At 38.3% G+C, this 14,575-nt stretch carries 11 protein-coding genes; 9 read left to right on the plus strand and 2 right to left on the minus strand.

Annotated features, from left to right (window positions below):
- Positions 1-136 precede the first annotated feature (136 nt).
- The 3 genes from OLM45_RS11210 to OLM45_RS11220 all read left to right on the plus strand — a co-directional run bounded on the left by OLM45_RS11210 (position 137) and on the right by OLM45_RS11220 (position 4,675).
- Positions 137-1,120: a tetratricopeptide repeat protein gene (locus OLM45_RS11210; RefSeq protein WP_264510190.1), complete on the plus strand. Its 984-nt coding sequence runs from the start codon at positions 137-139 to the stop codon at positions 1,118-1,120.
- Between the two features lie 118 nt (positions 1,121-1,238).
- Positions 1,239-3,539 carry a T9SS type A sorting domain-containing protein gene (locus OLM45_RS11215; protein WP_264510192.1) on the plus strand — a complete coding sequence of 767 codons (2,301 nt, stop codon included), beginning with the start codon at positions 1,239-1,241 and terminating at the stop codon, positions 3,537-3,539.
- Between the two features lie 548 nt (positions 3,540-4,087).
- On the plus strand, positions 4,088-4,675 hold the full coding sequence (locus OLM45_RS11220) for a hypothetical protein (RefSeq protein WP_264510194.1): 588 nt from the start codon (positions 4,088-4,090) through the stop codon (positions 4,673-4,675).
- Between the two features lie 247 nt (positions 4,676-4,922).
- Here OLM45_RS11220 and OLM45_RS11225 read toward each other — a convergent pair whose 3' ends face one another.
- The gene (locus OLM45_RS11225; RefSeq protein WP_264510196.1) at positions 4,923-5,444 is read right to left on the minus strand and encodes a hypothetical protein; all 522 of its coding nucleotides are present in this window, start codon (positions 5,442-5,444) and stop codon (positions 4,923-4,925) included.
- 480 nt (positions 5,445-5,924) lie between these two features.
- Here OLM45_RS11225 and uvrA point away from each other — a divergent pair, with 480 nt between their 5' ends.
- Positions 5,925-8,756 (plus strand): excinuclease ABC subunit UvrA, encoded by a 2,832-nt coding sequence (gene uvrA, locus OLM45_RS11230; protein WP_264510198.1) that lies wholly within the window; start codon positions 5,925-5,927, stop codon positions 8,754-8,756.
- A 7-nt stretch (positions 8,757-8,763) separates the two neighbouring features.
- Positions 8,764-9,141 (plus strand): nuclear transport factor 2 family protein, encoded by a 378-nt coding sequence (locus OLM45_RS11235; protein WP_264510200.1) that lies wholly within the window; start codon positions 8,764-8,766, stop codon positions 9,139-9,141.
- A 53-nt stretch (positions 9,142-9,194) separates the two neighbouring features.
- On the opposite strand, the gene OLM45_RS11240 is transcribed toward OLM45_RS11235, so the two are convergent.
- On the minus strand, positions 9,195-11,534 hold the full coding sequence (locus OLM45_RS11240) for a TonB-dependent receptor (protein WP_264510202.1): 2,340 nt from the start codon (positions 11,532-11,534) through the stop codon (positions 9,195-9,197).
- A gap of 111 nt (positions 11,535-11,645) precedes the next feature.
- Here OLM45_RS11240 and OLM45_RS11245 point away from each other — a divergent pair, with 111 nt between their 5' ends.
- From OLM45_RS11245 to OLM45_RS11260, 4 genes are all read left to right on the plus strand, one after another.
- Positions 11,646-12,320: a MarR family winged helix-turn-helix transcriptional regulator gene (locus OLM45_RS11245; protein ID WP_264510204.1), complete on the plus strand. Its 675-nt coding sequence runs from the start codon at positions 11,646-11,648 to the stop codon at positions 12,318-12,320.
- Positions 12,321-12,355: 35 nt separating this feature from the next.
- Positions 12,356-13,090 (plus strand): alpha/beta fold hydrolase, encoded by a 735-nt coding sequence (locus OLM45_RS11250; protein ID WP_264510206.1) that lies wholly within the window; start codon positions 12,356-12,358, stop codon positions 13,088-13,090.
- Positions 13,091-13,118: 28 nt separating this feature from the next.
- Positions 13,119-14,039 carry an alpha/beta fold hydrolase gene (locus tag OLM45_RS11255; RefSeq protein ID WP_264510208.1) on the plus strand — a complete coding sequence of 307 codons (921 nt, stop codon included), beginning with the start codon at positions 13,119-13,121 and terminating at the stop codon, positions 14,037-14,039.
- A 152-nt stretch (positions 14,040-14,191) separates the two neighbouring features.
- Positions 14,192-14,563, plus strand: coding sequence for a hypothetical protein (locus OLM45_RS11260; protein WP_264510210.1), 372 nt, complete (start codon positions 14,192-14,194; stop codon positions 14,561-14,563).
- Positions 14,564-14,575 lie beyond the last annotated feature (12 nt).

The following is a 14,575-nucleotide window of genomic DNA, read 5'->3' on the forward strand; positions in this document are numbered from 1 at the left end:
AAACAAAATCGTTTTCAACTTTTACACGCGCTACACACATACACCCTTTTCACTCTTTACACTTATACACTTTTACACTCTTCACACTCACCCCCTTTTTCCAAAAAATTCGTATATTCACCAAAATTATTCGCCTATGTTACGCCTTATTTACACACTTACCTTAGTGTTATTGACTACTATTGCGGCCTTTGCGCAAGATGAAAAAAGTAAAGAAGTTAAGCTATCCGACTTGAATATCGACTTCAAAAAAAGTACGGGGGATGGAATTTGTAAATGCATTGACAGTATTCAAACAGGCAGCAAATCCAGGGACAGTATAAACGCTGAAATCAAAGCCTGTATTGACGACAAAGTAATGGCTTATCAAATGATCGTCAAACTATCAGATGCTCAAAAACAAGCGGAAAAGTCGGGTGAGAAATCAACGAATGTTGAGATTAACACCAATACCAATTCGGAGACTTACAAGAAGTATTATTATGAATTACAAGAGTATTTAATGGACCATTGTCCTGCATTAAAAACCAAACTGGCTATCAATGACCGCTTGAGTGAATATTCATTATCGCGTAATGAGGAAGCCATGAAATTCTACCGAAAAGGATTGGAGGAAACCCAAAAAGGCGACTTTCAAGCAGCAATTGTAAATTATGAAAAAGCAGTGGTTTTTGATCCCAAGTTTGCCTTTGCTTATGACAATATGGGAATTTGTTACCGCCGATTAAACAAATACAACGAAGCCATTGAGGCCTATGAAAAATCTTTAAAAATTGACCCCAACGGTACAATGCCTCTTCAAAACATTGCAATCGCTTATGGTTATAAAGGAGAATACAAAAAAGCCATAAAAGCCTATGAACGATTGTCCAAAATCACCCCCAACAACCCCGAAGTGTTTTATGGCATTGGATTAATTTACCACAGTAATTTAAACGATCAAGAAAAAGCGTTAGACAATATGTGTCAGGCCCTTGTTCTCTATTCAGAACAAAACTCAGCCTACCGTACCGATGCCGAACGCGTCATCAGTATGATTTATAAAGCCATGAAAGAAGCCAATCAATTGGAACTGTTTAATTCGATACTGAAAAAACACAAAATTGGGGTGAATGAGTAAAGCAGAAAATCATTCTATCGTTGCATATCTAAATAAAAATCAAGTTTAAGTGCTCTTCACTTACACTTCAATTATCTAACATCACCACTTAAACTTTCAAAAAATAATTCCAAGCAAAATGAAATCAAAAATCTTTTTTATACTTCTTGCTTTTTCAGGGTTAAGTTATGCTCAAATTATCAATTTTCCAGATGCTAATTTCAAAGCAAAATTATTAGCCGCAAATAGCAACACAAACATAGCCTCAAATAATACTCAAGTCAATTCAAACCTATCAACTTTAAATCCAAATGGTTATTGCAAAATTGATGTAAATGACGATGGTGAAATTCAAATCACAGAAGCATTAAATATTCAATTTTTAAATATTTATTATTCTAATATTACTAATCTCTCAGGTATAGAATATTTCAGTAATTTAAAAGTTTTAACTTGTAATAATAATCCTATCACAAATCATAATCTTACTAGTTTACAAAATCTAATAAAGCTAGAAATTTCATCAAATCAAGCCTCATCATTAAATCTAAGCGGTCTATCAAATTTAAAATACTTAAGTTGTGTTAATAGTTCATTAACCAATATAAACTTAACAGGCTGTATAAGTTTAGAAAAGCTATACTGTTACAACAACCAGTTAACAAGTTTGAATGTTTCAAATTGCATTAATTTAAAAGAAATTGATTGTGATAATAATCAAATTTCAAGTTTAGATTTGAGTAATTTAAGTAACTTAGACCTTTTGAGAAGCAATTCTAATTTATTAACAAGTATCAATTTAGATAACTGTATCAATTTGACAATTATTGGATTGTTGAACAACCTATTAAGTGAACTTGATGTATCCGATTGCCATAACTTACAACAATTATTTTGTACAGGAAATAATTTGATAAATTTGAACGTAAAAAATGGTAGTGTAATTAACAATAGTGTATTTTTCAATTACTCAAACAACCCTAATTTATCATATATATGTGCGGATGAAAATGAAATAAGCTTGATAAACAGTCTAAATAATGATTATAATATTAATAATTGTCAAGTAAACTCCTATTGTTCATTTACACCGGGTGGAGTATTTTACACAATACAAGGTGATAGCAAATTTGACAGTAACAATAATGGCTGTGACAATAATGATATCATTTATCCAAATTTCAAATGTACAATTACGAATGGCACTATCACTGGTAGTTTTATAACAAATAGTTTAGGATTATTTAATTTACCTGTTCAAGCTGGGACTCACACAATTACCCCAGTTTTAGAAAACCCAACTTATTTTACAGTCCAACCCAACTCTTTTAATGTAAGTTTTCCAACTGCTGTAAGTCCTTATAATCAAGATTTTTGTATTGCAGCAAATGGAAATCACAACGATTTAGAAATTGTATTTCTTCCAATTAATCAAGCGAGACCTGGTTTTGACGCCATTTTTAAATTAATCTATAAAAACAAAGGAAATACAATTCAATCAGGTACAATCAATCTAACATTTAATGATGATGTATTGGATTTCGTTTCAAGTCAATATTCTATTTCAAGTCAATCAACAGGTAATTTAAATTGGACCTTTACAAACCTTTCACCATTTGAAAGTAGAGAGATTAATATTACATTTAACTTAAATTCACCTACCGAAACACCTCCATTATTGAGTGGTAACGTTTTAAATTATGCTGCTTCCATTAATGGGCAAACAGATGAATTTCCGAATGATAACAATATAGTTTTGAACCAAACGGTTGTGAATTCATACGACCCGAATGATAAAACTTGTTTAGAGGGAACATCGATTACTACAAATAAAATTGGTGAATATGTTCATTATTTGATCCGATTTGAAAACAATGGAACAGCAAATGCTCAAAATATTGTTGTAAAAGATATAATAAACTTGAATAAATTTGACATCAATTCTCTTATTCCAATAAGTGGCAGTCATAATTTTGAAACTAAAATATCAAATACAAATAATGTAGAATTTATTTTCCAGAATATAAATCTACCATTTGATGACGCAAATAATGATGGATATGTTTCTTTCAAAATTAAAACAAATTCAAATTTAGTAGTTGGTGACACTTTTAGTAATTCAGCGAATATCTATTTTGACTACAATTTCCCTATAATTACCAACAATTACATAACTACAATTCAAAACACATTAGGGGTTCATGAAATCGATAATAATAATGAAATAATAACTTATCCAAACCCCGTTAAAGATATACTAAGCTTTAAAACATCAAATCGTATATTAAAAGTTGAGATTTATGATACTACAGGTAGAATACTAAGTTCTAATTCAGTTCATGAAAACAAAGTTGATTTAAGTCAATTAAGGTCTGGTAATTATATTCTCAAAGTTTACACCGACAAAGAAATAGTCAGAACAAAGATTGTAAAAGATTAGTGGCTTAATAAGAGAAATTATACTCAATACCTTTTTTAGTATAAAATGAATGATTATTGCTCTAAATCTAACCATTCGCTAGACTGCGAAATTAAGCACAAATAAAAAAATGAGTTGCAATTATAACTACTGTAATATTTTTTTAAATTTTGTCTTATAAAGCAATAACCTTTTCAGCCAATCCTATCTGTAAGAATTAAATAAATAAAACAACCTTAATAGAACTACAGTGTTTTTTTTCAGAAATAACAGAAATTTGGAGTTGTGGAAATGTCTGCAATGTTGATTTAACTTATAATAACAATGAATTAATTTGGGATATTGAAGACCAAAAATTGCGATTTAATAAAACGGCTAGATTATTTCCAAATCACATTAAGTTTATGAAACAATAAAACCTCTACTAACATCAGTTTTGCGCTATAGCTCGTGCATCTTTCTCGGAAAATACTCCGATCATCAAAATTTCTAATTACATTTAGCTTGAAAATCAGTTACAGCGCAAAGCCGCGAGACGTTCACCCCTACCCATTTCAAATTTTTAATCCATGAAATTAAAGGTTTTTTCAATTTTCATTTTCGTAGTAGTAATCGCTAGCTGTTCAAAGAAAAATGATCGTATCGAAAACTGGCCTCGAGGTTATGAAAAAGAAAACCCATTTCATCCTGACACTATATTTGCTGATGGTTCATTTGGTTTCGGTTTTCAGTTTAGAATATCCTCAAAAATTGAATCTGTAAAACAAATAGCGAGAATTGATAATCATCAATTTTACCTAAAGTTTTTAGATGTAAATGCTCAGGAATTTGTTTTCTTGGATTTTAAATGTAAAAAGAATGAATTCAGGACGATAATTATTAAAAGTAAAGATTTTACTAAAAATTTCAAATGTATTCTTGAGAATACTATACACGTCAATAGTAACATCAATGTCAAAATATTTAGAATAGAAAAAATAATCGAGCTCAGTGATCCTTTTGGAGGTAAAGAATTAGATTTGATTGTATTGGCCACAGAGAAGCACGGCATAATTGGAACCTATTTACAGAAGGGTAATACAATCATTTCAGCACGAGGAGATATCTTAAAAGATTTGATAGACTACAATAAATTTAATTTTGCAACATTACTATAAAACTGAGCAAAAAGTCTAAAGCCGCTATGGCTCGAGTGTGCAAAGTTGAAGTTAAGTTTACACGCCCCGAATGAAACAAACCGTGCGTAGCAAAAACGTTAATCTTAAAAGGAAATAATCGTTTCGCATTATCGCCAACTACACAAGCTGCAAAACGTTACCACTCACTGAATTCTGATTACTGATCACTAATCACTAATCACTAATTACTGATCACTCAACACTGATTACTGATTACTGATCATTGCTACTTCGTCTTCTCCCCTACAAAATAATCGCTCTGACTCTTAAACAGCACATTAAACGTGGTCAAACTGCCGTAAATACGGGTGATGTATTGCTGTAATTCCACTTTCTCGGCGTCGTCAAGGTTACTCGCGTTGATTTTTTGCTCCATAACCCGCAGACGGTCGCGCACCATCACAATCTTGTGAAAAAACGTATCAATCGGCACTTCCTTACTTTGGGTTGGTGTGCCCGGTTCCATCACCAACTTCCCGCCTTTCCATTTATCGGCAATCGCAACAGCCGGCGTCAAGTCGCTCCAACGTTGCAACAAATTCTTCATCACTTTTTCCACCTCATAAAAACTCACCGTATCCACTTCGCCATCAACCGCTTCAATCACTTCAACGGACTCATCCAAGTCAATGGTTTCTAGACCACTGTCCATAAACGTTACCCAATAATGCTTTGACGTTACATTTGTCACTACGCCCAAACCGTGCGCCGCGTGCTTAATTCGTGAACCGATACCTAATAATTTCATGGTGTTTCTAGTTAAAAAGTAAAAGCCAAATATAGTAAAAACCGCATTTTATAACTCGCTCCTATTTCTTTTTTTGGAGCAAACGTTTGCAATTGCTATCAACCCTCTTCCCGCTTTCGGCAGTCGCTTTTCCGCTGCGCTCCAAGAGCTCCAACAATGCCTCTATCGGGGCTAAAAATCAACTAGGGTTCAAAATTCCAAATTCCAAATTCCAAATCTCAAATTTCAAATCCCTCCCGAAGTAACGGGACCAAATCTCAAATTCCAAATCTCAAATTCCAAATCTCAAATTTCAAATTTCAAATTTCAAATCCCTCCCGAAGTATCGGGACCAAATCTCAAATTCCAAATCCCAAATTCCAAACCTTTCCCGAAGTTTCAAGACCGACAACCATCAACAGAACCGACAACCGACAACCGACAACCAGCAACTTTCAACCCTCAACCAAATTCCTTACCTTTGCTTTTTCCCAAAAAATCATGAGCGAACAACTCGAATTTATCGAAGTCATAGGCGCCCGCGCGCACAACCTCAAAAACATCGACATCACCATTCCACGCGAACAACTCGTGGTCATTACCGGACTCTCCGGCTCGGGGAAATCATCCCTCGCCTTTGACACCATTTACGCCGAAGGCCAACGCCGCTATATCGAAACTTTTTCGGCTTATGCTCGGCAGTTCTTGGGCGGACTCGAGCGTCCCGATGTGGATAAAATCGACGGACTCTCTCCTGTCATCGCCATCGAACAAAAAACGACGAGCAAATCGCCCCGCTCCACCGTGGGGACCATCACCGAAATCTACGACTTCCTCCGCCTGCTCTTTGCCCGTGCGGGAGAAGCCTACAGTTATAATACGGGTGAAAAAATGGTGTCCTATTCCGACGAGCAAATCAAAAACCTCATCATCGAACAGTTTCTAGGAAAACGCATCAACATCCTCGCGCCGGTCATTCGGGCGCGTAAAGGACATTATGCCGAACTGTTCCAACAAATCGCCAAACAAGGCTTTGTAAAAGTTCGCGTCAACGGGGAAATCAAAGACATTACCCCCGGGATGAAACTCGACCGCTACAAAACCCACGATATCGAAATCGTCATCGACCGCATGGTGCCCGCCAACGACGACGATACCCACAAACGCCTCACCGAAAGCATCAAAACCGCCATGTACCACGGCGAAGACGTAATGATGGTCATCGAGCAAGACGAAAACGAAGTGCGCTTTTTTAGCCGCACCCTCATGTGTCCCACCACAGGCATCTCCTACCAAAACCCCGAACCCAATCTGTTTTCGTTCAACTCGCCCAAAGGCGCTTGTCCGCATTGCAACGGACTCGGGACGGTCAACGAAATCAACCTTAGAAAAATCATCCCCGATGCGCGACTATCAATTGCCAAAGGCGGTTTAGCACCACTAGGCGAATACAAATCGTCGTGGATGTTCAAACAACTGGAAGCCATCGGTGAAAAATTTGGATTCAAACTCACCGACCCCATCGAAAAGATTTCCGAAGAAGCCATGGACATGATCCTCAATGGCGGCAACGAACGGTTTACCGTAAATGCCAAAGCAGCAGGTGTCACCAAAGAATACAAAATCGAGTTTGAAGGCATCGCGGCATTCATCAAAAACCAACACGACGATGCGCAATCGACCTCGCTAAAACGTTGGGCCAAAGATTTTATGGACGAAATTTCCTGTCCGGAGTGTCAAGGTGCGCGCTTGAAAAAAGAAGCGCTCTATTTCAAAATCAACGAGAAAAATATCGCCGACTTATCCACCATGGATGTCGCCGACCTCACAACTTGGTTTCTCGATTTACCAGAAACCCTTTCGAACAAACAAAAAACCATCGCCACCGAAATCCTGAAAGAAATCAACGATCGCTTGAAATTCTTAATGGACGTCGGACTCAATTATCTATCCTTACACCGCAGTTCGAAATCGCTCTCCGGCGGTGAAGCACAACGTATTCGCTTGGCGACCCAAATCGGTTCGCAATTGGTGGGCGTGTTGTATATCTTGGACGAACCCAGTATTGGACTCCACCAACGCGATAACGAACGTTTGATCAATTCCTTGAAAAGCTTGCGCGATATCGGGAATTCCGTTTTGGTGGTCGAACACGACAAAGACATGATTGTGGAAGCCGATTATGTGATTGACATCGGACCCAAGGCCGGACGTTTTGGGGGACAAATCATCAGCAAAGGTTCACCCAACGAATTGTTGAACGAAACCACCATTACCGCACAGTACTTAAACGGAAAAATGGCCATCGAAGTGCCCAAAAAACGTCGGGAAGGCAGTGGTAAAACGATTAAATTGGTAGGCGCTACAGGCAACAATTTGAAAAACGTGACCGCTGAATTTCCGTTAGGGAAACTGATTTGCGTGACCGGAGTTTCAGGCAGTGGAAAATCAACTTTAATCAACGAAACGCTCTACCCTATTCTCAATGCCCATATTTACGATGGCGTGAAGCGTCCGATGCCCTACAAAAAAATTGAAGGGCTCGAACAGGTAGACAAAGTCATCGACATAGATCAAAGTCCGATTGGCCGCACCCCACGCTCCAATCCTGCGACCTACACCGACGTGTTTTCAGAAATACGTTCCCTGTTCACCCAAACCCCCGAAGCGATGATTCGCGGTTATAAAGCTGGCCGTTTCAGTTTCAACGTATCCGGAGGTCGTTGTGAAACCTGCGAAGGATCGGGAGTACGCACCATCGAAATGAGTTTCCTACCCGATGTCTATGTCGAATGCGAAACCTGCCAAGGCAAACGCTTTAATCGGGAAACCTTGGAAATTCGCTACAAAGGAAAATCCATTTCCGATGTATTGAATATGACGGTCGATGAAGCGGTGGATTTCTTTGAAAACATTCCGAAAATCTACCGAAAAATCAAAACGATTCAAGACGTGGGATTGGGGTACATCACTTTAGGACAACAAAGTACGACCCTTTCGGGTGGCGAAGCCCAACGCATCAAATTGGCAACCGAATTGTCCAAAAAAGATACGGGCAATACATTCTATATCATGGACGAACCCACCACAGGCTTGCACTTTGAAGACATTCGTGTGTTGATGGAAGTCATTCAGAAGTTGGTCGACAAAGGCAATACGGTGTTGATTATCGAACATAATTTGGATGTCATCAAATTGGCCGATCACATCATCGACGTCGGACCCGAAGGCGGGAAAGGCGGCGGTCAAATCTTGTGTGTCGGTACTCCTGAAGAAGTCAGTAAAAACAAAAAAAGTCATACCGCACGCTTTTTAGCAAAAGAACTAAAATAACAAACCGATGAAAAAACTATTCCTGTTATGCTTATTCGTAAGTGCCCTAGGTAGTGCACAAACGGCAGAGCAAATCGTTCAAAAACAAGTCGAAGCCTACAACCAAAAGAACCTCGATGCATTCATGGATTGTTACAGTGATGATGTTAAAATATACACCTTCCCCCACACCTTGGATGTGGAAGGCAAAGCTAAAATGCGGGAGCAGTATGCCCAGTTTTTCAACAACGCTAAAACCTTGCATTGTACTGTGGTTAAACGAATTGTAAGCGGCAATCGCATTATCGATGAAGAATCCGTGCAATACAACACAACAACCTTTAGCGGCGTTGCCATTTATGAAGTCAAAGACGGGAAGATTGTTGCTGTGACCTTTATGAAATAAATACGCCCTAAAGCACGGCTAACTTTAGGGCATATTCATTACTTTTTTTTTGATTAAAAATTAGCGACAAGTCCAAGCGTAGGAATAATATTTCGGTTGGAGTTATCTATTTGTAATAGATTTCGGGGTTCAACAATAGAGGAATCTGCGTTACGTTCCAGTCCAAATTGCGGAACTTGTGGAATTCGTTGACCGAGAACATTTTCGATATCAATAAAAACATTCAAAGCAAACGATTTAAAACTCCATTTTTTATCAATTCGAATATCTAGTTGATTAAATACAGCTAATTTTTCGGTACCCAATCGATTGTAATCCAAAATAATTTCAGGATATGCAGCAAGGGTTTCTTGGCGATTAACGGGTACAAAAGGAGTACGTCCAGCAAAACGATTTCGCATACTCACTTCCCAATTGCGTTTAAATTTATAACCCGAAGTTAACGAGAATAAATGACGACTATCCCAAACTGAGGGCAAATAGGTATCCGTTAAACCTGTAAACTCGCTATAAAAAAATGTATAGGATGCGATAGCGAAGAAGTTTTTCTCAAATTTTTGTTGAAAAAGTAACTCAACCCCGTACGAACGACCTGTTCCTGTGGTGGAAATTGCCTCATTTCCCAATACTTCAAATCCGCCGCCTTTATTCGCTAATGACACGCCATCGGTAAGCGATATTGGATAATCTTTGTAGCGTTTATAAAATGCTTCTAGACTTACTTTGGCCGCTTTTCCCAATGATTTTTCAAGACCCGTTACCCAATGCATACTCTGGGTATAACGACCATTAGCATTGGTTAAAGCTCCATTTGTATCTCGATACCCTAATACGGTGTAGGGTAAAATTTTAAAATAATTCCCCCATGTTGCATTAAAACGCCATCCGCTCCCTAAACGAACAGACGTAGCGATTCGTGGCGAAAAAGTTTCCCATAATTCAGACGACAAAAAAGTATCATCATCGAGACGAAATCCCAATGAAACATCCCAGACACCACTCGCCAAAGTGGTACTAGCATTCCCAAACACACCATACTTGTAAAAATCAATCGCTGTTGAATATTGGCCTTGATTACGGTCAAAAGTTGAGTTTGTATAATCAGAACGCTGTATATTGAAACCTGTATTCAACTTCCAATTATTCCAGTAAAAAGTAGTCTCATGGCGTAACTTTAGTTCTTTTTCAGTGGCTTGATTATCCAAAATAATTCCTGTTTTTGTGGCCGTATTTTCATAAATTACAAATCCATTTTTGAAATAATTTTGCGACAAGGTCGTCAAAGAGAACCCTTTCTTTTCGGCAAATCGGCGTTTCCATGAAATTCCCATTGTATTGGTTCGCTGATTGATAAAGGGCGATTGATCAAATATAGCTTGCTCACTCGGACTTAAGTCACCATCGGCTTCCAAAGAAAAGGAATCAATTGAACCCACCCCTGAAACCGATAATTCATTGTAATCATTAAGCTTGTGAGTCACTTTGTATTGATAATCCCAGTAATTGGGGCGAATGGGCAATCCAATAGCTTCAAATAAAAATTGGAGATAACTTCGGCGTACCGAGGCTAAAAAAGTAGTATTGCTTTTCTCTTTGTCTCTTTTCCATAAAGGCCCCTCCATGGTAAGCGCAGTTTCGGAAGCACTCACTCGAATATTGGTCTTCAATTGTGAAGCATTACCATTGCGTTGTTTGAACTGTAAAACTCCAGAAAGTGGATTATCGTATTGTGCGCCAAAAGCGGATGTAGATAGTGAAACATCATCAATAAAAGAAACATTGAGAATTCCTACCGGACCTCCTGCACTTCCTTGTGTGCTGAAGTGATTAATATTTGGGATTTCCATACCGTCCAAATAATAAACAGATTCATTGGGTGCACCCCCACGCAAAATTAAATCATTGCGAAAACCACCCGGAGAGGGAGAAACGCCTGGTAAAGATTGTGCTACACGAACAACATCATTGTTAGAACCTGGGTAATTTGCAATTTCAACTCCCGACAAGGATTGAATTGATATAGGTGTCTCCTTGGTACGCTTGAGTTTAGAACTAGAAATAACTACCTGCTCCAACTGAACCGCTACCCGTTGCAAACTAATGGAAAGTTCCGGATTACCAAAGGTTTGAATAATGATGCGAAAAAGAGTTTGTGCTTCATACCCGTTTAAAGTAGCCGTCAAATTATAAGTTCCAGGGGGAATTGCTTTTAATTGAAAATTTCCTTCGGCATCGGTTAAAACCTGAAAAGAGGTGTTATCCAAAACTATGGTAACTCCAGCCAAAGGCTCACCTACTGGACCAGTAACTTTACCCGAAAGTACTCCCGTCTCTTGCGCTAGTAGCCATTGACTACCTAATAAGAACATGAATAAGTAAATAAGTAATCGCATAAATTGTATGTTTTTGAATTATTTTTTGACAAATATAGTACATTTACGTCTTATTAAATTATTTTAACGTTATTTTTTGTTTGTTTACGTATAAAAACTATCTTTGTTAGTATGAAAGCACCCGAATTACTTCACCATTTATTGGATGATTTTTTTGAATTTACTCAAGGCGATTCAGGTATAACAACCTTTACACCGGAGGCATTTGCCGCATTTCTTCAAATTAAGTATAGGGAGTCTCAACCGATTGGCCCGTTGATGCAAAGTGATTTTGAACAACCGGATTTGGTAATGGAAAATGAAAATAAAGATAAAAGAGATTTGCTCATTCTTCTAACATACCTTTACAAGTATGCGCGATTATACATCAAAAAGGCGTTAGTTCACTCCAAAATCCAAACGGTTGATGAGTTTGCATTTCTAATCACCCTAATCATGACACCTGACCTCACCAAATCGGCATTGTTTGCAAAGACAATTACTGAAAAAACGAGTGGTACTGAAATAATAAAACGATTACGTGAGCGAGGATTAGTGGAAGAATATAAAAATGAAATCAACAAAAAAAATGTCTATTTACGACTTACCCCTCTTGGAAAGTCTGAATTATTACAAGTCATGCCAAATATGCAATTGGTGACTGAAATTGTATCAGGAACTTTATCTGAATTTGAATTAAAATTCATGCATCAAGTCCTTACAAAGCTAGAAAAAACGCACAATTCAATTTATTTGGACGATCGAGATGACAACTTAGAGCAAATCCATCAAAAAGTTATATCCTAGCACTATTTCATCATTCAAAACTCATAATTCAAAATTTGTTAAACTACCGCATCCACTCCCCCTTCCCCAACCGTCCTACCCTCGTGTTTTTGCACGATTCGTTGGGATGTGTCGAATTGTGGCGGGATTTTCCAGAGCGATTGGCGGCGGCGACCCAATGCAATTATTTGTTATACGACCGTTTGGGTTATGGGAAATCAGGACCGTTTGCCAATCCAGTGCGGGACAAACAGTATTTAGAACCCGAAGCGGCGGTGTTAAACGACCTATTAATCCAACACAACATCGAGAAAGCGATACTCTTTGGACACAGTGATGGGGGCTCCATTGCTTTGCTAACAGCAGCCTTATTTCCCGAACGCATACAAGCCATCATTACTGAAGGAGCGCATGTATTTGTAGAAGAAGTTACCTTAGCCGGCATTCGGGCTGCAAAAGAAGCCTATAGCACTACCGACTTGCCCCAGCGCTTGGCCAAATACCACGGACCAAATACCGATGCCATGGTAAAAGCGTGGACTGAAACCTGGTTAGCACCTACCTTTCGGGATTGGGACATCACGGACTTTTTACCCCAAATCACTTGTCCCGCACTCATTATACAAGGGGAAGACGATGAATTTGGCACCCCAAAACAAGTCGAAACGATTGTCATTTGCTGTTCGGGACCTGCCCAAGCGTGGCTGATTCCGAGGGTGCAACACAATCCGCATAAAGAAGTGCCGGAGGAAGTGATCAGTCGTGTAAAAGGTTTTATAAATGATATTTAAAACGTATATTCGTTATAAAATCAACCTAATGAAATCATTCTTTTTTTGCTTTATTTTAGGCTTACTCAATGTAAACGCCCAAAGCCTCTATTCCAAAGCCTTTGGCAATCCACAAGATAAACCGTTGTTGTTTTTGCACGGCGGTCCCGGATACAACAGTGCGAGTTTTGAATTTACTACTGCCCAACGTTTAGCCGACCAAGGGTTTTATGTGATTGTCTATGACCGGCGGGGCGAAGGGCGTAGTACCGATTCCAATGCCGAGTATTCGTTAGCCGAAGCGGGTGCTGACATTCAAACAATCATGGAGCAATACAAGGTTTCAAAAGTCCATTTACTCGGGCATAGTTTTGGGGGAATTCTTGCCGTCAAATTTGCGCGTATTCATCCCGAATTGGTGCATTCGGTGGTATTAATTGGAGCGCCTATATCCTTGCAAGAATCGTTTACCCAAATTATTGCGCGTTGCAAAATCATTTATGAAACCAAGAATGATCTATCCAATTTAAAGTACTTGGGACTTTTACAAGAAATGGACAAAACCTCCATGATGTATGCCTCCTACTGTTTTATGCATGCCATGAGGAACGGATTCTACAGTCCGAAACAACCCACCGACGAAGCAAAGGCGCTGTATGCCAAAATGAAAACGCAACCGGAATTGGTGAAATGGGGCGGACAAATGACCCAAGAGGCGCCTTTAGGATTTGCTAAAAATGATCAGTATACAACCTTTGATTTAACAGAAAACATCAAGCAATTGGTGGAGAAAAAAATGCCTGTTTACGGATTTTATGGACAAGAAGACGGGTTGTATTCAGCGGCACAAATTAAAAAACTGGAACAACTCTTACCTGAGAAACAGCTGTATTATTGGTCACAATGTTCGCATAGTGTTTTTATTGACCAGCAATCCAATTTTATAGCGACTTTAAAAGCAATCCTTTAACAAAAATTAAAAATCGATTCAAATTTTTTAACAACAAGTTTAAAAATGCGAAATGACATCTAGGAAATACGCAATTCCATTCCGATTACATTAAAAAAAGTTTAATTTTGCAGTTACAAAAATGAACAATTCCGATTGTACGGTTAAAAGCCATGAAGCATTTTTATCATCAGACTTTTTTGTTTTGGATCATCACAAAATTCCTTCTAGCAATTGCCGGACTTGGAAGCATGTATAGCCTATTTACGTTAGAAACTGGAATACTAAGCTTTGAATTTATTGCCAATTTAGTTATCCTCCTGTATTGCATGCTGTTGGGATACAGCGGATATTCAGACATTCGCAGTCTCAAACCCAATCCTAACATTCGCACCTTGACGGGTACCATTTCTGTTATTATTGGCATGGCTATTATTGCGTTGATTGTACTGAACATCACACGCAATGGATTTGTTGCTTTCCTATTGGCAATATGGCTTTTTCTTTTAGGAGTTTACGAATGGATGCAAGTGGAACGAAATTAACTTAACCCATAC

The sequence above is a fragment of the Flavobacterium sp. N1719 genome (assembly GCF_025947045.1).
In the GTDB taxonomy this organism is placed as follows: Bacteria; Bacteroidota; Bacteroidia; order Flavobacteriales; family Flavobacteriaceae; genus Flavobacterium; species Flavobacterium stagni.

Excerpts from the sequence above, each read along its gene's own strand:
- OLM45_RS11210 (WP_264510190.1), top strand. The coding sequence starts at position 137 with ATGTTACGCCTTATTTACACACTTACCTTAGTGTTATTGACTACTATT.
- OLM45_RS11215 (WP_264510192.1), top strand. The coding sequence starts at position 1,239 with ATGAAATCAAAAATCTTTTTTATACTTCTTGCTTTTTCAGGGTTAAGT.
- OLM45_RS11220 (WP_264510194.1), top strand. The coding sequence starts at position 4,088 with ATGAAATTAAAGGTTTTTTCAATTTTCATTTTCGTAGTAGTAATCGCT.
- OLM45_RS11225 (WP_264510196.1), bottom strand. The coding sequence starts at position 5,444 with ATGAAATTATTAGGTATCGGTTCACGAATTAAGCACGCGGCGCACGGT.
- uvrA (WP_264510198.1), top strand. The coding sequence starts at position 5,925 with ATGAGCGAACAACTCGAATTTATCGAAGTCATAGGCGCCCGCGCGCAC.
- OLM45_RS11235 (WP_264510200.1), top strand. The coding sequence starts at position 8,764 with ATGAAAAAACTATTCCTGTTATGCTTATTCGTAAGTGCCCTAGGTAGT.
- OLM45_RS11240 (WP_264510202.1), bottom strand. The coding sequence starts at position 11,534 with ATGCGATTACTTATTTACTTATTCATGTTCTTATTAGGTAGTCAATGG.
- OLM45_RS11245 (WP_264510204.1), top strand. The coding sequence starts at position 11,646 with ATGAAAGCACCCGAATTACTTCACCATTTATTGGATGATTTTTTTGAA.
- OLM45_RS11255 (WP_264510208.1), top strand. The coding sequence starts at position 13,119 with ATGAAATCATTCTTTTTTTGCTTTATTTTAGGCTTACTCAATGTAAAC.
- OLM45_RS11260 (WP_264510210.1), top strand. The coding sequence starts at position 14,192 with ATGAAGCATTTTTATCATCAGACTTTTTTGTTTTGGATCATCACAAAA.